The 24,325-nt window shown below is 48.5% G+C and carries 17 protein-coding genes and 2 pseudogenes; 13 read left to right on the top strand and 6 right to left on the bottom strand.

What is annotated here, in order from left to right; translation table 11 throughout:
- Positions 1-16: 16 nt before the first annotated feature.
- On the top strand, positions 17-436 hold the full coding sequence (ybeY, locus tag GCWU000325_RS09055) for an rRNA maturation RNase YbeY (protein ID WP_006256179.1): 420 nt from the start codon (positions 17-19) through the stop codon (positions 434-436).
- An 826-nt stretch (positions 437-1,262) separates the two neighbouring features.
- On the opposite strand, the gene xerD is transcribed toward ybeY, so the two are convergent.
- Positions 1,263-2,153: a site-specific tyrosine recombinase XerD gene (gene xerD, locus GCWU000325_RS09050; RefSeq protein ID WP_006256178.1), complete on the bottom strand. Its 891-nt coding sequence runs from the start codon at positions 2,151-2,153 to the stop codon at positions 1,263-1,265.
- Positions 2,154-2,382: 229 nt separating this feature from the next.
- Between xerD and GCWU000325_RS09045 the strand changes: the two genes are divergently transcribed.
- From GCWU000325_RS09045 to GCWU000325_RS09035, 3 genes are all read left to right on the top strand, one after another.
- Complete coding sequence (locus tag GCWU000325_RS09045; RefSeq protein WP_040599592.1) at positions 2,383-3,576, top strand: hypothetical protein; 1,194 nt, start codon at positions 2,383-2,385, stop codon at positions 3,574-3,576.
- Between the two features lie 8 nt (positions 3,577-3,584).
- Positions 3,585-5,225 carry a M26 family metallopeptidase gene (locus tag GCWU000325_RS09040; protein ID WP_154646635.1) on the top strand — a complete coding sequence of 547 codons (1,641 nt, stop codon included), beginning with the start codon at positions 3,585-3,587 and terminating at the stop codon, positions 5,223-5,225.
- 132 nt (positions 5,226-5,357) lie between these two features.
- The gene (locus GCWU000325_RS09035; RefSeq protein WP_006256174.1) at positions 5,358-7,160 is read left to right on the top strand and encodes an aminopeptidase P family protein; all 1,803 of its coding nucleotides are present in this window, start codon (positions 5,358-5,360) and stop codon (positions 7,158-7,160) included.
- A 137-nt stretch (positions 7,161-7,297) separates the two neighbouring features.
- On the opposite strand, the gene pyk is transcribed toward GCWU000325_RS09035, so the two are convergent.
- Together pyk and GCWU000325_RS09025 are read right to left on the bottom strand one after the other, a co-directional pair.
- Positions 7,298-8,740 (bottom strand): pyruvate kinase, encoded by a 1,443-nt coding sequence (gene pyk / locus GCWU000325_RS09030; RefSeq protein ID WP_006256173.1) that lies wholly within the window; start codon positions 8,738-8,740, stop codon positions 7,298-7,300.
- A 14-nt stretch (positions 8,741-8,754) separates the two neighbouring features.
- Positions 8,755-9,204, bottom strand: a complete 450-nt coding sequence (locus tag GCWU000325_RS09025; RefSeq protein WP_040599776.1) for a type II 3-dehydroquinate dehydratase — start codon at positions 9,202-9,204, stop codon at positions 8,755-8,757.
- A 300-nt stretch (positions 9,205-9,504) separates the two neighbouring features.
- On the opposite strand from GCWU000325_RS09025, the gene GCWU000325_RS09020 reads away from it, so the two are divergent.
- The 8 genes from GCWU000325_RS09020 to GCWU000325_RS12275 all read left to right on the top strand — a co-directional run bounded on the left by GCWU000325_RS09020 (position 9,505) and on the right by GCWU000325_RS12275 (position 17,881).
- Complete coding sequence (locus GCWU000325_RS09020; RefSeq protein WP_040599591.1) at positions 9,505-9,696, top strand: hypothetical protein; 192 nt, start codon at positions 9,505-9,507, stop codon at positions 9,694-9,696.
- Between the two features lie 149 nt (positions 9,697-9,845).
- Positions 9,846-10,496, top strand: a complete 651-nt coding sequence (locus tag GCWU000325_RS09015) for a hypothetical protein (RefSeq protein ID WP_169303833.1) — start codon at positions 9,846-9,848, stop codon at positions 10,494-10,496.
- Between the two features lie 491 nt (positions 10,497-10,987).
- A complete protein-coding gene (locus GCWU000325_RS09010; protein ID WP_006256168.1) occupies positions 10,988-11,221 on the top strand; it encodes a DUF4492 domain-containing protein in 234 nt (77 codons plus the stop codon).
- 4 nt (positions 11,222-11,225) lie between these two features.
- Positions 11,226-12,713 (top strand): cytochrome ubiquinol oxidase subunit I, encoded by a 1,488-nt coding sequence (locus GCWU000325_RS09005; RefSeq protein ID WP_006256167.1) that lies wholly within the window; start codon positions 11,226-11,228, stop codon positions 12,711-12,713.
- Between the two features lie 226 nt (positions 12,714-12,939).
- Positions 12,940-14,088: a cytochrome d ubiquinol oxidase subunit II gene (locus GCWU000325_RS09000; RefSeq protein WP_211205534.1), complete on the top strand. Its 1,149-nt coding sequence runs from the start codon at positions 12,940-12,942 to the stop codon at positions 14,086-14,088.
- Between the two features lie 886 nt (positions 14,089-14,974).
- Positions 14,975-15,454 carry a T9SS type A sorting domain-containing protein gene (locus GCWU000325_RS08995; RefSeq protein ID WP_040599587.1) on the top strand — a complete coding sequence of 160 codons (480 nt, stop codon included), beginning with the start codon at positions 14,975-14,977 and terminating at the stop codon, positions 15,452-15,454.
- 4 nt (positions 15,455-15,458) lie between these two features.
- Positions 15,459-16,631 (top strand): hypothetical protein, encoded by a 1,173-nt coding sequence (locus GCWU000325_RS08990; RefSeq protein ID WP_006256162.1) that lies wholly within the window; start codon positions 15,459-15,461, stop codon positions 16,629-16,631.
- Positions 16,632-16,690: 59 nt separating this feature from the next.
- On the top strand, positions 16,691-17,881 hold the full coding sequence (locus tag GCWU000325_RS12275) for a hypothetical protein (protein WP_006256161.1): 1,191 nt from the start codon (positions 16,691-16,693) through the stop codon (positions 17,879-17,881).
- Positions 17,882-18,099: 218 nt separating this feature from the next.
- On the opposite strand, the pseudogene GCWU000325_RS12440 reads toward GCWU000325_RS12275, so the two are convergent.
- Positions 18,100-18,222 (bottom strand): annotated as a pseudogene (locus tag GCWU000325_RS12440) (DNA methylase); the annotation flags it as partial.
- Between the two features lie 24 nt (positions 18,223-18,246).
- Positions 18,247-19,333: pseudogene (locus GCWU000325_RS08980) on the bottom strand (IS5 family transposase).
- 335 nt (positions 19,334-19,668) lie between these two features.
- Between GCWU000325_RS08980 and mutS the strand changes: the two are divergent.
- Positions 19,669-22,287 carry a DNA mismatch repair protein MutS gene (mutS, locus tag GCWU000325_RS08975; RefSeq protein WP_006256157.1) on the top strand — a complete coding sequence of 873 codons (2,619 nt, stop codon included), beginning with the start codon at positions 19,669-19,671 and terminating at the stop codon, positions 22,285-22,287.
- A gap of 130 nt (positions 22,288-22,417) precedes the next feature.
- On the opposite strand, the gene hisS is transcribed toward mutS, so the two are convergent.
- On the bottom strand, positions 22,418-23,788 hold the full coding sequence (hisS, locus tag GCWU000325_RS08970; protein ID WP_154646634.1) for a histidine--tRNA ligase: 1,371 nt from the start codon (positions 23,786-23,788) through the stop codon (positions 22,418-22,420).
- Positions 23,789-24,325: the final 537 nt, after the last annotated feature.

Raw genomic sequence — 24,325 nt, 5'->3', positions numbered from 1 at the left:
CAAATTATTAAAGCTGATGATTTCTTACAATACCGTCAACGTAAACATGCCGCCCATCAAGCGCCGTAACAATTCGGCTTGGGTGCGCCGCGTAGCCGCCACTTACGGAAAAGAGGTCGGCGAGATCGCATATATTTTTTGCGACGATGAGAAAATATTAGAGGTCAACCAACAATATTTGAACCACGACTATTATACGGACATCATAACCTTTGATTATACGGAGGGAAACGTCCTCAGCGGCGACCTTTTCATCAGTTTGGACACCGTCCGAACCAATGCTGAGCAGCGCCAAATATCGTATAGGGAAGAACTTGATCGGGTTATCATCCACGGCATCTTGCACCTTTGTGGCATCAACGACAAAGGCCCGGGCGAGCGCCAACTGATGGAAGCAGCGGAGAACAAAGCGCTCAACCTTCGCGATAAGGCTTAAAGCCGACTCAACTCTCTTTTTTTTAACGGACAACTATGCTTTCGATCCTTCCAGCAAGGAGGATCGGCACGATAAGCATAAACCTCGGTCAACACATCTTACCGGCATTTATGCTTTTCTGTATTTGAGAAAATAGTAAGGCCTATGATGAGGCTTACAGCTTTTCTTTTTCTTCCGAGTCATTATTTTTTTGTGCGCTTTCCGGCCATCAAAAGGCCGAATATTTGACCGGCGCGGTTTTTCATCACGATAACAAACCTTTATTGTCGTGAGATGAAGCTCTTTTTCTCACGAGCGTAAACCTTTTTTATCGTGAGGTGAAACAAAATAGTGGCAATTCGAGTGGCCGAAAAACGGATAGATCGTTGTCAGAAATCTGTGGATAAGTAGGTGGAAAACCCGTTGAAAAGACTTGTATAAAGGTTGGAAAAACTACAGTTTCTGATGGTCTCGTTGCGCTTTCAGTTTTCCACAAATTAAAGCCGTTTTGCAGCACTTATCCATAGGATTTTGAATGGTTTTTAGCCGTACTTTTAACTTTTATTTTTCAACACTAAAAGTTATCCACGGCTTGTGAATAAATCGGCAATCAATCTTCCGGAAATGCTTTTAAGAAAGGGATTCTTCAAAGGTTTTAATCTGTGGATAATAACGTGGATAAGTGAAATAAAAATGTGAACAACGAAATGAGCAAATTCCAATTCAAAAAATTATTAACAGTTTCCACAGTCTATCATGTACATCATAGATTTCTCTCTTTCTTTTTAAAAGATAAAATAGAAAACATGTATTGTTATATATGCGGGAAGAAAAAACGGTGGATAAGTCAATGCTTGTTGCGCGGAAAGTGGTCGAGGATCTGCTGCCGGATAAAGCGGCGGTCGATGTTGGTGTAGACCTGCGTCGTGGAGAGATCCGTATGGCCAAGCATCATCTGAATGGCTCTGAGGTTAGCGCCGCCTTCGAGCAAATGGGTGGCAAAGGTGTGGCGAAGCGTGTGCGGACTAATGTTTTTCGTGATGCCGGCTTCGGCAGCGTAGACTTTTAAGTTGTGAAAGACGGTAATGCGCGATAAATGCTTACCGCGGAGGGCGCTGACAAAGACGTAATCTTCCTCGCCCTTTTTGATATTGATTTCGTGGCGGATGAGTAGCCAGTTTTTCAATTCTTTGACTGCGCGGGGAGAGATGGGGACGATGCGTTGTTTGTTTCCTTTACCTATAATGCGGATAAAACCCTCGTCGAGATAGAGGTCGGAAAGCATGAGAAAGCACAACTCGGACACGCGCAAACCACAACTGTAGAGTATTTCGATAATGGCGTGGTCGCGAGCGCCTTCCTTAGTGCTCTGATCAATCACTGCCAGCAGGGCATCAACCTCTTCGATCGAAAGTACCGTAGGTAGATGTGCGCCGACTTTAGGCGATTCGAGGAGTTGGGTAGGATCTGCCTCCAAATAGCCTTCAAGTAGGAGAAAATGATAGAAAGAGCGCACGCCCGATAGGATGCGATTGATGGAACGCGCCATGATGCCTACGTCGGTCAGTGCTTCAGTGAAGCGATGCAGGTCGTCGAGTTTTACATTTAAGATATCTATGCCTTCTTGTTGTAAGAAATCGATCAGTTTTTCCACGTCGTGCATGTAAGCTTCGCGCGTATTGTCGGACAAACCTTGCTCGAGCAGGATGTAGGTCTTGTATTTGTCGGTCAATTCCATCAATTGTGCTTCTATTTATATGCAAAGATAGTGTAAACTTAAGGCAATGGGGAGCGTTTGTGGGTAGAGCTTTTATTGATTTGATATATAGTATATTTATTGTTGATGCTATGGGTTGTCGGGAAAAGTAGGGCAAATGTCTGCTTCAACCTTAAAATTTTGGAGCTTAAGTAAGGAAATCAGAGATAGTTTTGTATTTTTGCGGTTATTACTCATTAATCTTAATAATATGAAACTAATCTACGCTAAATGCATGGCCTTTATGGCATTCTTTTGCATGAGTTTGAACCTTGCGGCACAAAATAAAGTGACGCTCAGTTTTGAATCGGAAGTACTCAATTCCAATGTTCACGTTTTTACGACGCTTGGCTCAGATCCTGAAAAGGAAGTGATGCCGGAAGAGGACACCGGATCTTATATCATTGATTCGGGCTGTAAATTGAGAGTGAGCGTCGTACCGGAACAAAACTACGTAGTCTATGTATGGAAATCGAAACTTGGCGATGCAAGTATGGAGGAAATCAACGAGTCTTATAGTGCGACAGAACAAACCTTCAATAATGTGACGAAGAACTTGGCGCTCGTCGTTGATGTTGTAAGGCTTGTTCCCGTCACCTTTGTAGTGCCGGAAGAAGGCACTAATGGACCGGAAGTCAATGTGGAAGAACAGGGAGACTTTGGTCGTGTCATTAAAGCTGAGAGCGACGGTAAAACATATCTGTTGCCCGAGAATCGCGGCGCTTACTTCGATCCTTGCATTAAAGATGGTTACAACATTTTGGCTTGGAGTTTTGGCGAAGGTGCTTATTTTCCGGCGCGCCCGGACCAATTCTATAAGAATAATGTGCCTGAAGATTTCTTCTTAACCGTACTTTTCTATAAAGATGGCGAAACGCGCACCGTGACGTATGAACAACCGAAGACGGCTGTCTTGACTTGCAAGAACAGAAACTTGGACGACAGTCCGGAATTGGCTTCCGGAGAGACTTGTACACCGGGTGATCACATTCTCTTTGAGGTAGCTCCGGAAGGAAATCCGGACGGTAAAGTAGAATTGCACCATTGGTTGGTAAACGGAGAGGAATATCGCTTGTCGGATGGTGACTTTTATGTAGACAATTCGTTGACTTTGATGGCCATTAGCAATTTGGACGTGAAAGTTGTGCCGATGGAAGAATATACAGATGCGATTCAAAAAGTGGCAACGCCTGTTGAAACAAGCATTGTAACGGATGCTACTGCCGGAAAAATCAATGTGACGACGACGGCAAAGAACGTTTTTGTATATAATGTGGCAGGTAAGTTGCTCGCCATGCAAGCCGTAAAGGATCAAAAGGCGGAGATTAGCGTACCGGCTTCAATGCGCGGCGAAACGCTGATTGTGCGCACGGCTGAAAAATCGTTTAATGTAGTCTTCAAATAAGTCGGACGATGGAGCAAATAAAAAAAGTATGTCGCCGACATCGATCTTGGTTGCTGTTATTCTTATGCTTTGTGGCTTGCCAATCAGTTGTACAGGCGCAAGGTTACTATGACGCTGCACAAAGACCTGATGGAGAAGGGACAAAAGAGCATCCTTATGAGCTCTTTTCTACGGAGCATTTCCTTTGGATTGCGCAGCAGGTTAATTCGGGCAACGACTTGCGCGATGAATATTTTGCTGTAACGCAAGACATTGACTTCAGCGATACTAGAAATTGGGATGACGGCCACGGCTGGAGAGCCATTGGCGGGTTGTTTATGAAAAATGGAATAGCTAAAAAGTTGGCCTTCCGCGGTCATTTAGAGGGTAACAATCACGTTTTCTATAAATTGTATGGCAGCAGGCCGGATGCAGATTACCAAGGGCTTTTCGGTTATGTGGACAATGCGACGATTAAGAATCTGCATCTCCGCTTTTTCAAGGTAGAAGGTAGTGAGAATGTGGGTGCTTTATCAGGCTACACCTTTGAAAGCAATATAGAAAACATACGATTTGAAACAGCCGTCGTCAAGGCTTCGCACTTCTTTGTCGGTGGCGTGATCGGCTATATGAATGGCGGGTACGTAAAAGATTGTAGCTTGAAGGGAGCAGTTGAAGGCGTTGATTATGTCGGCGGCTTGCTGGGCTGGTGTCTCGATGGCTTAGTTACCGGTTGCCGTGTTTGTGCTGATGTGAAGAACATTGTAAATCCTGACAATGGAGAAATTGGTCGTATGGCCGGCGGTTTGGTAGCTTATCTGAACAAAGGTCGTATTGAGTACTCCGGTTTTTGGGGCAACGTCGAAGGCGGAAACCAGGTAGGTGGCTTGGTTGGCGATGCTACGCATAGTAAAATAAGTGATAGCTTTGTATCTTATATAGATAGTCCGGATATCGACGGACAAGAGACGATAAAAGGGCAAACTTATGTCGGCGGCTTGGTAGGAAAGAATGAAGATACGCCCGTTTCAGACTGCTTTAGCCATATTTCGGTGGAGGGTAGCGCTTCCGTGGGCGGCTTAATCGGATCTTCGGATTATACGGATACACGCGTCGTCCGCTCTTATGCGGCTTGCGCGGTAAAAGCTGAACAAAAGGATTTGGCCGGCGGATTCATCGGCACGAAATCGTATAGCGGGAGCGTGGATTCTTGTTATTACGATAAAGAATTAGCGCCCGAATTGTCGGCTGTAGGCGGCTACTCGCACGAAAGTGTTAACTGCGAAGGCAAAACGACGGCCGAAATGAAGCAAGCAGCGACTTATGACGGCTGGAATTTTGCTTCTTATTGGCTGATTGACGCTAAAATCAACGATGGTTACCCTTATCCGAACTTCTTTATCGACACGCATATCCAAAAAGCGCCGACCGTGGCGCAGCAGATGGAGATTCAGGCGAAGATAAACGGAACACTATGCGAGGTTTCTGCGAATCAACTATTGTCGTCCGTGAGTCTTTATTCGACTGACGGCCGTTTGAAGTTGCGCAAGACGGACCTTAACGCCCGTTCGTTAACTTTCCGCTACCCGTTTGAACGCAATAAGATTTTTCTGCTGGTTTGCCGATTCAAGAATAACCGGACGGAGACTTTAAAGTTGACGATCAAGTAAAAAATAATTCCGCCGCTCCCTTCGTCAGAACAGATATAGGAGTGGCGGATAGAACCATAAATGGTATTATAAAGAACGAAGGGCGCAGATTTCGGCCCTTTCGTTGCCATTATCTTTAAGAAATCATTCGTTATGGAGAACAACATCATCTCAAAACGTGTGGAAATCGTGCGGCAGAAAATGCGCGAACTTGGTGCGGCTGCCCTTGTCGTTCCTACGAGCGATCCACACGATAGTGAATACATCGCAGAGCGCTGGAAATGCCGCGAATGGCTCACAGGATTTACCGGATCGGCCGGTTTGGCTGTCCTGACGCTCACCGATGGCGCGCTATGGACCGATTCGCGCTACTTCCTGCAAGCGGAGCACGAACTTGCCGGCACGCCTTTCCAACTGATGCGCGATGGAGAAGCCGAAACACCGACGCCTTGCGAATGGTTGTCCCGTTTACCCGAAGGAAGTAAAGTTTGCTACGTAGAAGAAATGATGCCCGAAAGCCTTCATAAGGCGATTTTCGCCACCGAAGGCCTGATAGATTTTGGTTTGAGCGAAGATTGTTTTGATGAAGTGTGGACGGAGCGCCCCGCGATGCCCGCCGCGCCCATCGAAGCCCAACCGCTGAAGCTGGCAGGCGAATCTGCGATCGAGAAAATCGAGCGGATACACAGCAGTATGCAAAATAAAATGGGCGCATACGATTATCTTTTCCTTTCCGACTTATCTGAAATCGCTTGGACGCTCAATTTGCGCGGTGCAGACATTGCCTACAATCCTGTGTTCTACGCTTATTTACTGCTGTCGCGGACGGGGCGTTCGACGCTCTTTGTTGCGGTCGACTCCTTATCCACAAAAGCGCGGAAGAACTTGGAAGAAGCCAACATCGACGTAGCTCCTTACGAGAAGTGGAGATATTTTTTGGCGGAGATAGCGCAAGCAAATGTCGTTTTCTTTTCCGGTGTCAACTGTAAAGTGATGCGTGCGGCCAAGGAGACGCTCACCCATTATACCATCGTAGATTCGCCCGTTGCAATGATGCGTGCGCTCAAGAACCAAGCGGAGCGCAAAGGCTTCCGTGCGGCGATGGAGCGCGATGGCGTGGCTTTGGTTCGCTTCCTGCGTTGGTTGGAAACAGCCGTGCCGAAAGGCGGCGAAACGGAGTGGACCATCGGCGAAAAATTAGCCGAGTTCCGCGCCGAAGGAGAAAAATTTCGCGGCCTAAGTTTTGCTACCATTGCCGGATATGGCCCTAACGGCGCCATTGTTCATTACGAAGCCGAAAAAGAGACCGCTTCCCCGATTCAGCCTAAAGGACTTTTGCTGCTTGATTCCGGTGCGCAATATCAAGACGGCACAACCGACATCACACGCACCATCGCCCTCGGCCCGCTCACGCAAGAAGAGCGCCGCGTGTACACATTAGTATTAAAAGGGCACATAGCGCTGAGCGATATGCACTTTCCTGAAGGCATCACGGGCCTCCAACTCGACACCGCAGCCCGAATGGCGATGTGGAAAGAAGGCTACGATTTCGGCCACGGCACAGGTCACGGCGTCGGCAGCTTCCTCAACGTCCACGAAGGCCCGATGCAGATTCGCAAGAACAAGCGTGCCGATACCCTCATTGGCTTTCAAGAAGGCATGACCATTACCGATGAGCCGGGAATCTACATCGCCGGCAGTTTTGGCGTAAGAATTGAAAACGTCTTGCTCGCCGTTAAGGCCCGCAAAAATGCTTTTGGGAAGTTCCTCAAGTTCGAACCCCTTACGCTATGTCCGATTGATACCCGCCCTATCGACTTCACCATGCTCAACAAATCTGAGATCAATTGGCTCAACGCCTATCATGAAGAGGTCAGAAACCGCTTACTCCCCCTCCTCGAAAAGGGTGAAGACCGCCGATGGCTTATCGAGCATACGAAAAAGCTCGTAAAATAAGCCGCCGCATAAAGATAATGCACAAAGCGTGGCCGCAAAAAGAGACAAACTCCTCTTTGCGGCCACGCTGCTATTATATTGTGTCCGACGCTTCACCTTTCCCTCCTCGCGAAAGTCGGACGGAAGCGCCGCGCCTTTTAATTCTTTAGTTTTTCAGGCCCTTCTTTCGCAAACAAGTTGCCCACAATATTCATTTCCATAAAGCTCGTACTCTGTTCCTTTCGCTGACTGCCGAGATAACAAATGCGATCTTGCTCTTGGATCATTCTATCCGTAAGCAGCTTGCGCAATGCAGCCAGCAAAAACTCGTGGCCGTAGCTCTTCATCGGCATATAAATGGCGTAGACGCCGTAGCAGATCGCCAAGTGGCGCACGGTGTTGGCTTTGTAAGCAATGGCGAGTACGTGCGTCGTCGGGCGGAAACTCGAAACCAAGCGCGCCGTGCGTCCCGTATAACTATCCATAATAATAGCCCGCAAATTCATCTTATGCGTTGCCGATACAGCCTCTTTCGCAAAAAATTCCGTCGCGTCGGGGTTCTTTGAGAGCGGAATCTCCACCTCGCTGAGCGAGAACTTTTCCATATCCCGTTCCGCCTGTCGCGCAATGGTAGCCATAGCGCGCAGCGCTTCCACCGGATATTCGCCATAAGCCGTCTCCCCGCTCAGCATCACCGCGTCAGCGTGGCTATATACAGCATTAGCGATGTCGGTCACTTCCGTGCGTGTCGGTCTCGGATTATGAATCATACTTTGCAGCATCTGCGTGGCCACGATGACCGGCTTATGAAAGTTAATGGCGCGCTGAATGATGTGGCGCTGAATGCCCGGTATGCGCTCCTGCGCCACTTCGATGCCCAAGTCGCCGCGCGCCACCATCACCCCATCGGCCGCATTAAGTATTTCGTCGATATTGTCAACGCCCTCTTCGTTTTCTATTTTCGCTATGATGTGTATGTCGCTGCCCGCCTCGTCGAGCATCCGGCGCACCTCTAAGATGTCCGCCTTCGAGCGCACGAAAGAATGCGCTATAAAGTCTACGTCATAATCAATGGCAAAGCGAATGTTGCTCTTATCCTTTTCCGTCAAGGCCGGCAGATTGATCCTGCTGCCCGGCACGTTCACGCTCTTGCGCGCACCGAGCGTAGCGTTGTTTTCGATCGTGCAATAGAGTTTTCCGTCTTTCCGATCATCGACCGTCAGTCCCAGATCACCATCATCGATCAAGATATGCGCCCCGATCGGCACGTCTTTGACAAAGTCCGGATAAGATACGGCAATACATTCGCGCGTCGTCTCCAGCGTAGGATCGCCCACGATGCAGACTTTATCGCCTTCCTCAAAAGAAATGGGCGCCGAGCAAGCGGTAGTTCGCACCTCAGGTCCTTTCGTATCGACCAAAATAGCTATATGACTCGATACTTGGCGCACATTATCGATCACGCGCTTCATACCTTCCGGCCCTTGGTGCGCCGTGTTGAGCCGCACGACGTTCATGCCCTCATCATATAATTGCTGAATCATCCCGACGTCGCAGCGCGCATCGGAGATCGTCGCAACGATCTTTGTCTTCTTATACATAACTTACGTTTTAATTATTCTGATTGAGTAGTGATCGTTTGCTTCAAGCCGAGCAGCGCTTCTATGCCGAGGCGGTAGACGTCGATGCCGAAGCCCGAGATCGTTCCGGCGCACGCTTCAGCTATCAATGATTGGCGGCGAATAGGTTCGCGAGCGGCCACGTTGCTAATGTGCACCTCTACGACGGGCAAACCGATGGCCCGTATGCAATCGGCCAAAGCCAAGGACGTATGCGTGTAAGCGCCGGCATTGAAAACAACGCCCCACGTGCCATCCTTCGCCGCCAGTTGGAGGCGATCGATCAAGGCACCCTCCGAATTGTTTTGATCATAGACCAACGATAGCGAAGGAAAGTTGGCGCGCAACTGCGCACAACACGCTTCCATCGACGTCGTACCATAAATATTCGGTTCGCGCGTGCCCAGCAAGTTCAGGTTAGGTCCGTTAAGAATCAGTATTTTCATCATGATGTAGCTTTTACAAGTTTATCCGTAGCCCCGCTCATCGGTTTTTTCTTTCTGAAGTAGCCCTTGCGCAGTCGCACATCTTACGTTAGCCGCACAGTTGCGCCCGTTTTCGCCGTGCCGCTCCTATCGCTTCGGCCTCATCTCGCCCTATCCCTTGCTTCCGGCAAGATCGCTGCTTGCAGAAGCGGCCTTTAGGGCTATGCAGATGCAAAGTTATAAATTCTTTTACTAAAGCGCTTGCTTTCAAACTCGATTGTAAGCTCTACCCGCTCCCATCTCCCTATGCTTCCGCTCCGTATGCAGACCAAAATCCTCCATCTAAAGGCCGCAAAGCGCAGCAATGATGACGAGAAGCGCCTACCATTTTTTAAGCATACAGTAAAACAAACCACCGACGAATGGCTAAACGCCATCGCTCTCAGCACTTTAGCCCAAGCAGCATTGACGCCCGACGTTTTTTATCACGACAACAAAGGTTTGCGCTCGTGATGAAAAGTACTTGCGCTCACGATAAAAAAGGTTTACGCTCACGAGCGCAAGCTATCTACGTCAAGCTTACCGTAAGCAAATCAAGAGAGCGATGCTGAAAAATGTGTACCGAAAAATATATGTATGAGAGAAAAATAAAGATTAAATGGATGGCTGCACATAAAAAAAACACTATCTTTGTGGAAAACAATAGTTGGACTATGAAATTTCTTTCTTGCTTGATTTTAATGCTTTTATTCACGACATCATGTGATAATGGAGTTAAAAGAGAAGAGAAGCCTCAAGCTTTATGCATAGACATGCAGAACGGAGAAAAAATATATCTTTCACCGGATTCGGTTGTGCAGTTTGAAAGAACTACATTCTTAGTGCCAAAAGTTTCAGATGAGGTGAAAGCAAATGCCGTAATTTTAGGCTATGGTGGGAAACTTTTGCCGGTAAAGCCGACGAAAACTTGGTTTCTTGCAGAATTTCTTCAACCGATTCCGCAACTTGGTATAGAGGCACATAAGAAATATTATGCTCAACTACGGCATTGCTGTCAAACATTCCCATTCAATTCTGACTATATCCTAAATCCCGTTATAGATACACCTTACCACATGGGTTTTGCGCCGGAATATCCGCTTCATAATATGTACTCATCTAATCGTGTTTGTAGCATTACTTCATCATCTACAACACATTATTGTTATCTTATCTATTTAGGTTTTGATGAACAAAAGAGAAAAATGGATACATATTTTCCTTGCCATCCGAATTCTTTGATATGGAAGTTTAATGTTAAACATATAAATTAGAGATAGTGGAGGATGGGTAATTTATAGTTGAGATAATATACAAGAGCAATGAGAACTAAGGTTAGTATTCATTGCTCTTGTACGTTTTATGAAGAGCGATTTTTTACGCTAATACACATCGAAAACTTTAGAATCATTTGTAAGGCAATAGGAATCTATACTATGATCTGACTTAACTAAGATTTTAGTTGCTGAAATAAGATTGTCACGAGATATTTTTGTTGCTCTTTTGTGAGAAGTTAAGCACGGCAGATTCAATGACGGTATTCCCTCCCCCGAAAGTGCGTCTTAAGTCTTAAATTTTGCGAAATCGAAACTTTTGTAATTTGTACAAATTAAGAGATTTTCTAAGTGCAATAATTTCTATATCATACGTCTACGTTATAAATAACAACAATATTAAGCGAAAAAAGCGACGATAAAACACCATAATCAATGGTTTTCTTAATTTCTAAATTTCTTTGTTTATTATTTTTAGGTACTTTTGCGCTATGAAACGTATAGGTAAAGCCCTAAACAGCTTCTTTCATCTTTATATAGACGGTTTCCGACAGATGACTTGGGGCCGCGTGCTTTGGGGTATTATTTTGCTCAAACTCTTTCTGATGTTTGTCGTTTTGCGCTTGTTTTTCTTTCGCCCCGCATTGGGCGGACTCAATGAGCAGCAAAAGGAAGAGGTTGTGGGCAGCAATTTAGTGAATAAGTCAACAGATAAAACACATTGAATATATGGAACCATTAACAGCTCTACTTGACTGGTCGCGGGCGCAGTTTGCGCTTACGGCCTGCTATCACTGGCTTTTTGTGCCGCTGACGCTCGGCCTTGCCGTGATTATGGGAATTATGGAGACGATCTACGTCGTGAAAGGCGGAGAAGTCTGGAAGCGCACTGCGCAATTTTGGATGAAACTCTTTGGCATCAACTTCGCGATCGGCGTGGCTACGGGCTTGATCCTCGAATTTGAATTTGGCACCAACTGGAGCAACTACTCGTGGTTTGTGGGTGACATCTTCGGCGCTCCGCTCGCGATCGAGGGCATTTTTGCCTTCTTTATGGAGGCTACGTTTATTGCCGTAATGTTCTTCGGTTGGAACAAAGTAGGCCGCAAGTTTCACCTGGCGTCTACGTGGCTTACCGGCCTCGGCGCCACGATTTCCGCTTGGTGGATTCTCGTGGCCAACGCTTGGATGCAACACCCCGTAGGTATGCGCTTTAACCCCGAAACGGTGCGCAACGAGATGGTTAGTTTTTCCGACGTGGCACTTTCCGGCGCAGCCGTGACGAAGTTTGTGCATACCGTGACGTCTTCTTGGATGGTAGGTGCCGTCTTCGCCGTGGGTGTTAGTTGCTGGTTCTTGCTCCGCAAGCGCAATCAGCAGCTCGCTTTGCGCAGTATCCGCGTAGCCGCGCTGGTCGGCATTAGTGCTACGATATTGACGATTATTACCGGCGACGTGTCGGGCGTAGAGATGGCGAAGCATCAGCCGATGAAGCTCGCCGCAGCCGAAGGCTTGGAAAAGGGCGGCACGCGTGCGGCCTTCTCGATCGTGCCCGGTGTGGAAGTGCCCGGCGTATTGTCTATCTTAGCTACCCACGACATCGACGGTTTCGTGCCCGGTATGCAGGACATCATTAACGGCTACACGACGCCCGATGGACAAAAGGTGATGGGCGCGGCTGAGAAGATGGCGCGCGGCAAAAAGGCCTTGGCTGATTTTACGACGTTTCGCAGCAAAATGAAGACCGACTCGGTCGGCGCACAAGTAGCGCGCGACTCGCTGATGAAGAACGTAGACTATTTCGGCTACGGCTACATCAACGACAAAGCCGAGTTGATCCCGCCCGTAGGCCTCGTATTCTGGAGTTTCCGCGTGATGGTCGGTCTGGGTATGGCTTTGATGCTCGTCTTGATCCTTGTTTGGTGGTTTGAGCGCAAAGGTACGCTGGCGAAGAAGACGTGGTTGCATCGCATAGGCGTATGGAGCATTCCGGCAGTCTTCATTGCGAGTCAGGCAGGTTGGATTGTGGCCGAACTGGGCCGACAACCGTGGGCTATCCAAGACTTGTTGCCCGTCAGTGCCGCCTTGTCGGATCTCTCCGTGGGAAGCGTGATGACGACTTTCTTCCTCTTCTTGGTGATCTTTACCGTGCTGCTCATCGCCGAAATCAGCATTATGACGAAGGCTGTGCGTACGCAGGAGGAAATTCCCGATTAAAACGGTGCGAATGCTTAGCCCTAGTTTTCAGCCGTAGCGCATCGCGGTCGCAACTGCCGACCTTGCGCCGCTGCTGAGAGGCGAAGCTCACCGAAATACATTCAAAAGCAATTCATAAACAGACAAAAACATTCCTGAAGCCCGATTCGCTGCCGCAAGGCGCTATATATATTATATATATATGTCTGCTGGCGGCGCGCCGGAATAAAGGATGCAAAGACCTATGATAACTTACGATTTCTTACAACACTATTGGTGGCTGCTCGTAGCTCTGCTCGGGGGACTCCTCGTTTTCCTCTTTTTCGTGCAAGGGGCTAACACGTTAATCTTTCGCTTGGGGCGGACAGAGGAAGAGCGCTCCCTGATTATAAATTCCACGGGCCGTAAATGGGAATTTACCTTTACGACGCTCGTAACCTTTGGCGGCGCTTTCTTTGCCTCGTTTCCCCTCTTTTACAGTACGAGTTTTGGCGGCGCCTATTGGGTTTGGATGCTGATTCTCGCAAGCTTCGTCTTGCAAGCCGTGGCTTACGAATACCAGAATAAACCCGGCAACGTTTACGGACGCAACGTCTTCCGCCGCTTCTTGGTCTTCAACGGCTTTGCAGGGCCTTTCCTCGTTGGTGCAGCAGTTGCCACGTTCTTCACGGGCTCGGCTTTCGTTGTAGACCACAGTGCGATGGACGCAAAATCGCTCGTTCCGGTCATCAGTCGCTGGGCAAATGATTGGCACGGCCTCGATGCCTTGTTTAATGTGTGGAACTGGGTGCTTGGTTTTGCCGTATTCTTCTTGGCGCGTGTATTGGGCTCGCTCTATCTTTTGAACAACATCGACGATGCCGACTTGCAGCCGCGCATTCGCCGTCAGATTTTGATCGATACGGTGCCCTTCTTGCTTTTCTTCTTGTCGTTTGTAGGCTATCTCTTGACGGCTACCGGTTTGGCCGTTGACCCTGCGACGGGAACAGTAGCGCCTGAAGCTTACAAGTATCTCCACAATCTCTTGGCAATGCCTGCCGTGCTCGGCACGTTCTTAGTTGGCGTGATGCTCGTGCTCTATGGTGTGCTGACCTGCATCTTTAAAAAAACTTCTCGCAGAGGCATTTGGCCGGCGGGCGTAGGCGTGGTGCTCACCGTGCTGGCTTTGTTGCTCTTGGCGGGCTATAATAATACGTGCTACTATCCGAGTTCGGCCGACATACAGAGTTCGCTGACGATTATGAACAGCTGCTCTACAGAGTTTACGCTCCGCACGATGGCTTACGTATCTTTGTTGATCCCCTTCGTGTTGGCCTACATCTTCTACGCTTGGCGCGCACTCGACAAAAAGTCGCTGACGCGTAAAGAATTGAAAGATACTGACCACAAATACTAAATCGGCGCCGTTCGTTTGCATCCTTAGCCCTCGGAGCTTAGATGCGTTGCGCTGATTATTTCGAACTTATTGCTCCGTGTCGTGCATAGGCTTGTCGAATGCACGACACGGATTTTTTCTTTCTTCCGCCGCAGCGAACGAAAAGCACTAAGCCTTGTAAAAATTCCCACCTAAGGGAATTTTAATTCCCCTAAGGAGATTTTTTTTTCCTACCTAAGAGAATTTTTACGGTTACCTAAGAGAATTTTTGCGGTCACTAAGTGTAAGTAAAACAAGTACTTAGCCTTGCGGAAAAGGGCCGTTATAGTTGTGAAAACGTAGTAGATAGCGAGCCGTTAGAAAGGCCCGTTGCTCCCTGCGACGGTGGCTTTAGATCGTGGCCGCCGCAGCGTGAAGCGTAGCGCCTCAAGTTGTGTGCACATAGGGCTGGCATTTCCTTTTCGGCAAGGCGTAGAATGCATAAGGAGAGGTTCGCTGCCTCATTGTTGCGTTGGCGGCAAGACTTTTAATCGTATCATCGAATCGATGACTATCAGTTTGCTACAAACCATAGCTAAGTTTTAATGCCGTCAATAGTAGTTTGTGAGGATAAAACCCATCTTTGCACACTATAAAGTGCAAAATAACGGCTGAAAATTTTTTCTTTTTTAGAAATCCTTTTTACCTTTGCTACGGTTTTAGAGAGGTTTGAAGATTAACAATACAAAGGCCTCCGATAATGAAGGCTTGCATTCTACTGCTTTTAACAGCAATGATTTACCCTTATATTCGGGCTCGGCTCTTACCGAGATTTGTTGCATTGCGAGAAAGGCAAAAATAGCTTAGCTCCTTACGCTGAGTTGATAAATACAATATACACACATCATTCACTTAAATGACACATATAATGAAGAAAAGAATTCTTTTCGCCGCAATGGGATTGGCCCTAAGTGCCGGTTGCTTTGCGCAGAGTGCGTCTGACGTTATCATTAAGACAACTTCAGGTGATAAAACGTACAAGATCAGTGAAGTTAAGAATCTGCGCATCGAAGGCAATGCGCTTAAGGTCAATAAAAAGACCGGCGAAGCCGCAGATACTTACAACTTCGACGAGATCAAGTCGATTATGTTTGCACTTTCTACAGGTATCGACAATGCTCGCCTCCCCGAGAGCAACCTTGCGATCAGCTCACCCGCAGGTAGCAATATGATTTACGTGAAGGGCAACGAGCCGGGCAAGCGCTACGACGTAGCCATCTACGACGCAGCCGGCAAGTGCGTAATGCGCGATGCCAACTGGCAAGGAGCGCCCATCAACGTAGCCAACCTCAGCAAGGGCGTATTTGTATTCAAGATCAATAAAACGGCTATTAAATTCAGCAAGTAATCTTATGAAGAAGTATATTTTTCTCCTTCTGGCCGCTTGCCAAGGTTTAGCAACCATGGCGCAAGAGAATGTGGCCTACAAGTTAAAAGTAAATTTGGCTTCAGGTGAAAAGTTCGCCTTCCGAGCTGATGAAGTTGACTCCATCACCTTCGCCAACTACGAAAAGGTGCAAGTAAATCTCTCAAAGCGCTTCGTGACCTCAACGACGATAGCCGTTAACATTGAGTTGCAAGAAAACTCAAAGCGTTTCTATGCTCTTTGCTTGCCGGCTGAACAGCAGATTCCCGAAGACCAAGTAAAGGATTACATCCTGAAGAATAAGACGGTTGAGGCTGAAACTTCTTACAAGAAGTCGTTTGATCTGCTTAAGCCGGAAACGGAATATACGATCTACGCCTTGGCTTTTGATATGAACGACATTCCGAGCAATGTGAGCAAACTGACGCTGAAAACGGGTAAGGTCTCTGACGATCCGTTTAGCATTGCGATCAACAAAATAACCAACCGCAGCGTTGATTACACCGTTACGCCTAAAGATCCCAGCATCAAATATTACACGCTCTCTTCTACGCTCGACAAATATTACGAAGACTGCACGACAGGCGAAAACGCAGGCGACGTGATTCAGCACTACATTGCGATGTGGACGCAGTTTGCTTCTTGGTATGGCTCTACTTGGCAGGAAATGATGAAGCTCGATTTGAAGTCCGGCACTTACACGAATAATCAGATAGAACTTCTTTGGGATACTGATCAGATGATCGTAGTATTTGGTATGAACGATGCCGGCGAACTCGTTACGCCGATTTATACGCAATCGTATCGCACCACAGCTCCGAAGCCTTCTAACAATGAAATTAAGATTGAGCTCGCAAAAGAACCGGCTTATCGCGACGTTGTTGTTAAGACGACTGTAAGTAACAACGACGACTACTTCGTGAGCGTACAACCTGCTTCTTATGTAGATAAGTTTGAGTCTACTGAAGAAATGATCAATCACCTTTGCTACAATACGCACGGCATAGCAGGCTTGACGCACAACGGCAGCAAAGAAGCGATTGAGTTCAGACCGAGCAAGCCCGATCAAGATTACTACGTAATCGCTGTAGGTTTGGACGAAGGCGCACCCTGCACGAAGCCGGTGATGTTGAAGTTTCATAATCCCGCAAACAACTAATCCTTTCGGATGCCCAATCAAACAGTATTGACAAACTTCGATTTAAGGAATACACAAGAATGAAAAAAATAATAGTTTTAGCGTTGGCGGCCTTAGGCTTCACCTACGCTTCAGCCCAGACTGAAAACAGCGAAATTGTGCGCTTTCACAAGACTGGCCACACGAACAAGGCTGTCCTGCTGAGTCAGGTTAAAGACATCACCTTTGAGAAGATTACGCCTTTGAAGATGGATGTCGACTTTGAGAACATAAAGAGTGACGAGTACACGGTAGATTTTAAGATGCCGGCAGGGTGCAAGCGCTGGTTCTTGAAGATTGCTACGACGCCGCTTACCGGTACGGAAGCAGAAAAGCGCGAGCAAGTAATCGTAGCTCACAACAATGAGTTTATGGAGAGCAAATATTTCCGTATGCAAAACGCAGAGGCAAGCACGACTTACTATTTCTATATGCTTCTCTTCGATGAAGACGACGTGGCAGTAGGCTTGTCAGAGGCTTCTGTGAAGACTTTAGCGCCCGTGAGTGACGAATTTAATATTGCAGTCAGCGAAATCACTTCCAACAATGCTAAAATCGAGATCACTCCAAAGGATGAGAATATGCGCTACTACAGATTCCTCGTTACGGAGGATGTTCGCGAGCAAATGATTGCAAGAAACGGTAGCATACAAGCGGCCGATTTGGCTTTCTGGAAAGAGATGGCGCAGCAGTCGGGCGTAGAGCTTGACCAGTATATCACGCAAAACACGAAGACGGGCTTCTCTTCTTTTGAGGCCAAAGACTTCCTCAAAGCGGATCTCAAAGCTGAGACGAAATATTATGCATATTGCTATGGTGTAGAGCCGGATGGCACTTTCACAACCGGCGTATATGAACAAGAATTTACCACGCCTGCCGCAAAACCATCTGATAATGTAATCACCGCAAACATTACAAAAACTTATACGGACGGATGCGACATCGACGTGAAGACGACTAACAACGACCCCTACTTCATTTCAATCCAGAAGGAGAGCGTATGGGAAAATTTAGTCGCTAAATCCGGCAGTGAAAAAGCTGCCGCACAGGACCTCGTCGACTTAATTCTTTCGCATGGTGGCGATATGAGTTATTATATTCACCAGGGCAACTACCAAGGCAAGCTGCAGACCGGTATGGACAACACTGATTGTGTTGTGATCATATGTGGCTACGATGGCGGTGTAACTACAGCCGTGCAAACATTGAAATTCCGCACGGTCAACCAATAGTCGAATAGTTTAAAACGGCTATATTCTCTGATTTATGGTTGAGGGAGCTTCGCGGCTCCCTCTTTTTTGTATCCTGACGACGCCTTGCCCACGGCGCACAATTCGCGAAGCGCCCTACGCTACCCGCTTTTTCGCTCTTCAAAAGCCACCCGCGCATCGTTTGGTGCCGGCAAACTATCGTATGCCGGGAGCAAACTATAGTTTGGTGGGGTCAAACGGAGACCTTTGCAAAATAAGGAGGTGTAGTAAAGAGGAGTTCTTGGCATAAAAGGAGCGAGTGAAAGGGGTGGCAGTAAGGAGTGAAAGTAGTTGTAAATCCCCCTTTGAGGAGCTGCTTGCACGAGCTCCTCAAGGGTGGTTATGCCTTATCCTACAAATGAGGACATAATTATCCCCGGGGTTCTGTATAAATTAAAGGCGATGCTTTCAAGAATGTTTTGAGTATGGGTCTTGGCAAGTCCCCGGTATCGACATCGTCCGCCATGAAACCACCGGCGAATACTGCCAAAGGTGCGTTCGATGGTGCTCCGTATCGGACTGATTGCTTTGTTTCGTTGCTTCTCTTCCTCGGTCAATGCCCTGTTGCGTTGTGCCTTGTGCATAATGCCGTCTTGAAGGTGATGGGTTTGCAGGTAGGAACGATTTTCCCCGCAAGCATATCCTTTGTCCGCCAAGACGGCTGTGCCTTGAGGTATGTTTGCACCCTGCAATAGCGGAATAAACTCCTTCGTGTCACTGCGGTTCGCTGCAGTCGTTATCACCTTTTGAACAATGCCTTGAACATTGGTCAGACAATGCTTTTTGTATCCGTAGTGATAACGCTTTTGTTTGTAAACCCAACGGGCTTCTTCATCCGTCCCTTTACGTTGACGGACAACCTGTTTTTGATAATCCTCCTCTGCCTCTTTTTCCTCCTCGCTCCGATTGTCTTCTCTGTCGTCTGCAACTTCAATCGTAATGCTTCCGTTGGGTTTATGTGGCGTCTCCACAAGGCTTGCATCGACAAGCACCCCTTCCCTTACCGAAATATGATGGCGCGAAAGTTGTTTGTTAAACTGCGCCAACAGTTTGTCCATGAGACCCAACTCTGTCAGTGCCGAACGAAATCGACTGATGGTGCTGTGGTCGGGAGATACCTCTTCCATCTTCAGCCCCAGGAATCGGGAAAAGGTGATCGAATCATTGATGCGCTCCTCCCAAAGCACAATCACTGAGGTTGTACCATGTCTCCAAAAGCAACATCTTGAATAAGAGAATCACGTCATAAGCCGGTGCGCCGATGGCATTTTGTCGCTTCGTGTATTTCTTGTTGATCAGCGTCCTGATCGGACGCCAATCGATAAGCGTGTCAACCTGATTGAGGAAGTCGTTTTGTGCTTTGCGATAACGCTTTGAAAGGAGTGCGTCTGCAAATGTTACATGCTCATCGGTATTCTTGGATTGGTATGCCATGGGAGGAGTATTATGCTGTTTTTAATGCTCAAATATACGAAATAACTTCCTATTATACAATGAATTAACAAACAAAATACACACCAATCGCTGTGCAAAGGTCTCAAACGATAGTTTGTCGGCAGCAAACGATCGAGCGATGCATAGTTGGCGGCGTTACTTTTTAGCATACGCTTCCATTTTGCAAGCCCTCTTGCCGCTCTTCCTTTTTGCAGAAAGCAGAGAATTGACTATTTTTGTGCTGATTTATACCCTTATGATTCATCGTTTGCTCCTGCATCGCTACGGGCAAGCATTTATGCCCCGATCTGCCGGATCGGGCAAACACAGAGACAATGGCAAAAAGCGAAGAGACCCCGATGATGAAGCAGTTTTACGACCTCAAGGCCAAACACCCTGATGCCGTTCTGCTGTTTCGTTGCGGCGATTTTTACGAAACCTATGCTAAAGATGCCGTTACCGCGGCGCAGGTGCTCGGCATTACGCTCACCCATCGCAACAACAAGGGCCGCACGCAGTCGGTCGAGATGGCGGGCTTCCCTTATCACGCCTTGGATACGTATTTGCCCAAACTCATCCGCAGCGGCTTTCGCGTGGCGATCTGTGATCAGCTTGAAGATCCGAAACTAACGAAGAAACTCGTCAAGCGCGGCATTACGGAGCTCGTAACGCCGGGCGTGGCTTTGGACGATACAGTCTTGGAAAGTCGGAAAAACAACTTCCTGGCCGCGCTTACTTATGGTAAGGCCGACTTAGGCATAGCTTTCTTAGATATTTCTACGGGCGAATTTCTCGTGGCCGAGGGCTCGACGGAATATATCGATAAATTGCTCAACGACTTTGCGCCCAAGGAGGTGCTCGTCACGCAGGGAAGGAAAGGAAAGTTTGCCGAGACTTTTGGTAGTAAATACTTCGTCTTTGAATTGGAAGACTGGGCCTTTTCCGCGCCGACGGCCAGAACTCGCCTGTGCAAGCATTTTGAGATAAAGAGCCTTAAAGGATTTGGTGTGGACCATTTAGAGACTGCCATTACCTCTGCCGGCGCCATTATGGCTTATCTCGAGCTGACGCAACACAAAGAGACGGGTCACATCACCCGCCTGTCGCGGATCGAAGAAGACCATTTTGTCCGGATGGATAAGTTTACCGTGCGCAATTTGGAACTTCTCCGCCCGATGGCCGACGATGGGCGTTCGCTCTTGGACGTTATAGACCGCACGCTCTCGCCTATGGGCGCTCGCCTTTTGCGCCGGTGGCTGCTCTTCCCGTTGCGGTCGGTTAAGATGATTCAGCAGCGGCAGGATGGAGTGGAATATTTCTTCAAAGCGCCCGAGTTTGCCGAACTCTGTACCGATTGCTTGGGGCGTGTGGGCGACGTGGAGCGCCTCGTTTCCAAAGCGGCCGTGGGAAGAATCAATCCGCGCGAATTCCAACAATTGCGCTTGGCGCTGGAAAGTATAGCCCTCATCAAGCGTGCTTGCGAGCACGCCGACAACGAACAGATGCGCGCCTTCGGCACGGCACTCGACGCTTGCGAGGCCTTGCGCGAACTGATCGCGAAATCGCTTGTGCCTGATCCACCCTTGCTGCTTAATCGCGGCAATGTGATTGCGGCGGGTGTAGATGCGGAACTCGACGAGCTGCGCAGCATCTCTGCGTCGGGCAAAGACTACTTGCAGCAGATTCGCGATAGAGAAGCGGCCGCCACAGGCATAGCAAGCTTGAAGATTAGTTTTAACAACGTCTTCGGTTATTACATCGAAGTGCGCAATACTTACAAAGATCAGGTGCCGGCCGATTGGATTCGGAAGCAAACTTTGGTAAATGCGGAGCGCTACATCACGCAGGAGCTGAAGGATTACGAGGAGAAGATTCTCGGCGCTGAAGATAAGATTTCCGTCATCGAGACGCGCATCTTCAACGAACTGATCGAAACGACGAAAAAGTTTATCGCGCCCTTACAACTCGATGCTTCGACGCTCGCAGCTTTGGATTGCCTCTACGCTTTCTCCGTCGTGGCGCGCGAATACAACTATATTCGCCCTTCGGTCGACGAGTCTACGACACTCGATATCCGTGCCGGCCGCCATCCGGTCATAGAAACGCTGCTGCCGCCCGGAGAATCTTACGTCCCCAACGATGTTCGTCTCGATACAACCAAGCAGCAGATCATCATCATCACTGGCCCGAATATGGCGGGTAAGAGTGCCTTGCTCCGGCAAACGGCGCTCATCACGCTACTCGCGCAAGTGGGCGCTTTTGTGCCGGCTGAGCAAGCGCAAATCGGTATGGTCGACAAGATCTTTACGCGTGTCGGCGCCAGCGACAATATTTCGATGGGCGAGAGTACGTTTATGGTGGAGATGAGTGAGGCGGCCAACATTATGAACAACCTTTCGGAGCGTAGTCTCGTGCTCTTCGACGAGTTGGGTCGGGGCACGTCGACTTATGATGGCATTTCGATCGCCTGGGCCATTGTCGAACACTTGCACGAAAACGGAACTTGTCGGCCGAGGACGCTCTTTGCGACGCATTACCACGAACTCAACGAGATGGAAAAGCTCTTTGAGCGCGTGAAGAATTGGAACGTCTCGGTGCGGGAAGTAAATGGGCGCATCGTCTTCTTACGCAAATTGACGCGCGGCGGGTCTGAGCATTCTTTTGGTATACACGTGGCGAAGATTGCCGGTATGCCGGGGCGCATCGTCAAGCGCTCGGAGCAGATTCTCCACGATTTAGAGGCCAACAACGCACGCAACGGCACCGTAGAGAAGATGGAGTGCCTCCCGAGTTTGGGCGGCACGGACGGAATGCAACTTAGTTTTTTCCAATTAGACGATCCTGTGCTACAACAAATCCGCGACGAACTCCTGAATTTGGACGTAGACAACTTAACGCCCATCGAGGCGCTCAATAAGTTGAACGACATCAAACGCATTCTGAAAGGCGGTTGATGAGTTGCGCCTTGCCAAAAACTACATTATATATTGCCGCGTGCAGAACTGATATATAATATGTGCGGGCGCAAATAGAAATAAAAAAAGCCGGATACAGATGCCCCGCATCCCGTATCCGGCTTATTCGTTAAGCGTTTTCGCTGATCAAGCGAATCACTTCTTCGATCGACAGCGTTTTTTGCTCGCCGTTGACCATATCTTTGAGCGACACCGTCCCGTCGCGCATCTCGTCAGCGCCGACCAGCGCTACGTAAGGCACGTTTCTGGCGTTGGCATAACTCATTTGCTTCTTCATTTTCACGCTATCCGGAAAGACCTCCGTCGAGATGCCCGCCGCGCGCGTTTGGCGGGCCAGTTGCAGGCAGTAATCGGCTTCAGCTTCGCCAAAGTTGATGAAGAGCAGGCGCACACTTTGCTCAATCGCAGCGGGATAAAGATCAAGTTGGTTCAAGACATCATAAATGCGGTCCGCACCAAAACTAATGCCCACGCCGCTTAAGCCCGGCAAACCAAAGATTCCCGTCAGGTTATCATAGCGTCCGCCGCCCGTAATGCTACCTATCTCGACGTCTAAGGCCTTTACTTCGAAGATGCAGCCCGTATAATAATTGAGTCCGCGCGCCAACGATTGATCCAGTTCGCAGCAGTTTTGCAAGCCGGCCTTCTCCAGTCGCTCGAAGACAAAAGCCAATTCGTCTACGCCCAGCAAGCCCGTCGGCGACGTCGACAACCAATCGCGCAGCACAGCCAATTTTTCGCTGTTCTCCCCCTTCAGTTCGATGATGGGTTGCAATTTTTCCACCGCTTGCTCATCTAAGCCTGCTGCCATCAGTTCGTCCTTCACGCTGTCCCAACCGATCTTATCGAGCTTGTCCATCGCCACCGTGATCTCCACCAATTTATCCGCGGCGCCCAATACTTCAGCGATGCCGGAAAGCACTTTTCGGTTGTTAATCTTGATGCAGACGCGAATCTGTAGCCGTTTGAAAACCTCATCGATGATCTGCATCAGCTCCACTTCGTTGAGCAGCGAATCAGAGCCGACCACGTCAGCATCACATTGGTAAAACTCTCTATAACGTCCCTTTTGCGGACGATCGGCGCGCCATACGGGTTGAATCTGATAGCGCTTAAAAGGCAGTTGGATCTCTTCGCGATGCTGCACGACGTAGCGAGCGAAGGGCACGGTCAGATCATAGCGCAAGCCCTTTTCGCAAAGCAGCGTCGCGAGGTGCCCTAGCTTTTCCTCGTTCCAATCTTCAGCACGCAAACCCGCCATAAAGTTGCCCGAATTGAGCACTTTGAAGAGCAGACGATCACCCTCCTCGCCATATTTTCCCATGAGCGTCGAGAGATTCTCCAAAGCCGGCGTTTCGATCTGCCGAAATCCGTAGAGCGCATACACCTCTCGGATCGTGTTGAATATATAATTGCGGCGCGCCATCTCCACCGGAGAAAAGTCGCGTGTACCTTTAGGAATGCCGGGTTTTGCCATAATCAGAGTAGCATTGAGTTTGAGCCATTCGCCCCTCGAATCTTCACGCCATCAAGCGGCCAAGGGCCACCAAACGCTCGTTAGCAGTCGAAGAGTTGTGGCATTATTTTTTCTTTCTGTGAAACGGTGACAAGCATCGCGCTGTTTGCGAAGCGTCAGTCTTGTCTTATTTTCGCTACAAAGTTAATACATTCAGCCTAAAACGCGCCAAAGCGCGGCCTACAATTGCCTATCGCCCACCCATTGCTCTTTCTCATAACCCTATGATCGGGGCGCAGCGAAGACAATCCGGACAATTATTCGCAACAACAACGACTCACGTCGTTAGTGGCCGGGTTGCCGCTCCGCTCCTCAACCCTGCCACGATGAAAGACCAACCCTAAGGGGTTGCACACGATGTATGCCTGCTTATCCAGGGTTAAGCCACGCTGTGCCTTAACCCCGGCCTGCCAAAAGACCAACCCTAAGGGGTTGTAGTCGCTATTGGTTGCATCGAGGTCGTATTATACCACGTCCTATCATTGCACATTATCGCATTCT

Source organism: Alloprevotella tannerae ATCC 51259, from assembly GCF_000159995.1.
GTDB lineage: Bacteria > Bacteroidota > Bacteroidia > Bacteroidales > Bacteroidaceae > Alloprevotella > Alloprevotella tannerae.
Note: the sequence above shows the minus strand (reverse complement) of the source record. Positions and strands in the feature narration are given on the sequence as shown.

What these genes read in the sequence shown, in the direction of transcription:
- GCWU000325_RS08995 (WP_040599587.1), top strand. Translation starts at nt 14,975, where the DNA reads ATGAAGAAAAGAATTCTTTTCGCCGCAATGGGATTGGCCCTAAGTGCC.
- GCWU000325_RS09020 (WP_040599591.1), top strand. Translation starts at nt 9,505, where the DNA reads ATGCAGACCAAAATCCTCCATCTAAAGGCCGCAAAGCGCAGCAATGAT.
- GCWU000325_RS09045 (WP_040599592.1), top strand. Translation starts at nt 2,383, where the DNA reads ATGAAACTAATCTACGCTAAATGCATGGCCTTTATGGCATTCTTTTGC.
- GCWU000325_RS09040 (WP_154646635.1), top strand. Translation starts at nt 3,585, where the DNA reads ATGGAGCAAATAAAAAAAGTATGTCGCCGACATCGATCTTGGTTGCTG.
- GCWU000325_RS09005 (WP_006256167.1), top strand. Translation starts at nt 11,226, where the DNA reads ATGGAACCATTAACAGCTCTACTTGACTGGTCGCGGGCGCAGTTTGCG.
- ybeY (WP_006256179.1), top strand. Translation starts at nt 17, where the DNA reads ATGATTTCTTACAATACCGTCAACGTAAACATGCCGCCCATCAAGCGC.
- xerD (WP_006256178.1), bottom strand. Translation starts at nt 2,153, where the DNA reads ATGGAATTGACCGACAAATACAAGACCTACATCCTGCTCGAGCAAGGT.
- GCWU000325_RS12275 (WP_006256161.1), top strand. Translation starts at nt 16,691, where the DNA reads ATGAAAAAAATAATAGTTTTAGCGTTGGCGGCCTTAGGCTTCACCTAC.
- GCWU000325_RS08990 (WP_006256162.1), top strand. Translation starts at nt 15,459, where the DNA reads ATGAAGAAGTATATTTTTCTCCTTCTGGCCGCTTGCCAAGGTTTAGCA.
- mutS (WP_006256157.1), top strand. Translation starts at nt 19,669, where the DNA reads ATGGCAAAAAGCGAAGAGACCCCGATGATGAAGCAGTTTTACGACCTC.
- GCWU000325_RS09035 (WP_006256174.1), top strand. Translation starts at nt 5,358, where the DNA reads ATGGAGAACAACATCATCTCAAAACGTGTGGAAATCGTGCGGCAGAAA.
- pyk (WP_006256173.1), bottom strand. Translation starts at nt 8,740, where the DNA reads ATGTATAAGAAGACAAAGATCGTTGCGACGATCTCCGATGCGCGCTGC.
- GCWU000325_RS09025 (WP_040599776.1), bottom strand. Translation starts at nt 9,204, where the DNA reads ATGAAAATACTGATTCTTAACGGACCTAACCTGAACTTGCTGGGCACG.
- GCWU000325_RS09015 (WP_169303833.1), top strand. Translation starts at nt 9,846, where the DNA reads ATGGCTGCACATAAAAAAAACACTATCTTTGTGGAAAACAATAGTTGG.
- GCWU000325_RS09010 (WP_006256168.1), top strand. Translation starts at nt 10,988, where the DNA reads ATGAAACGTATAGGTAAAGCCCTAAACAGCTTCTTTCATCTTTATATA.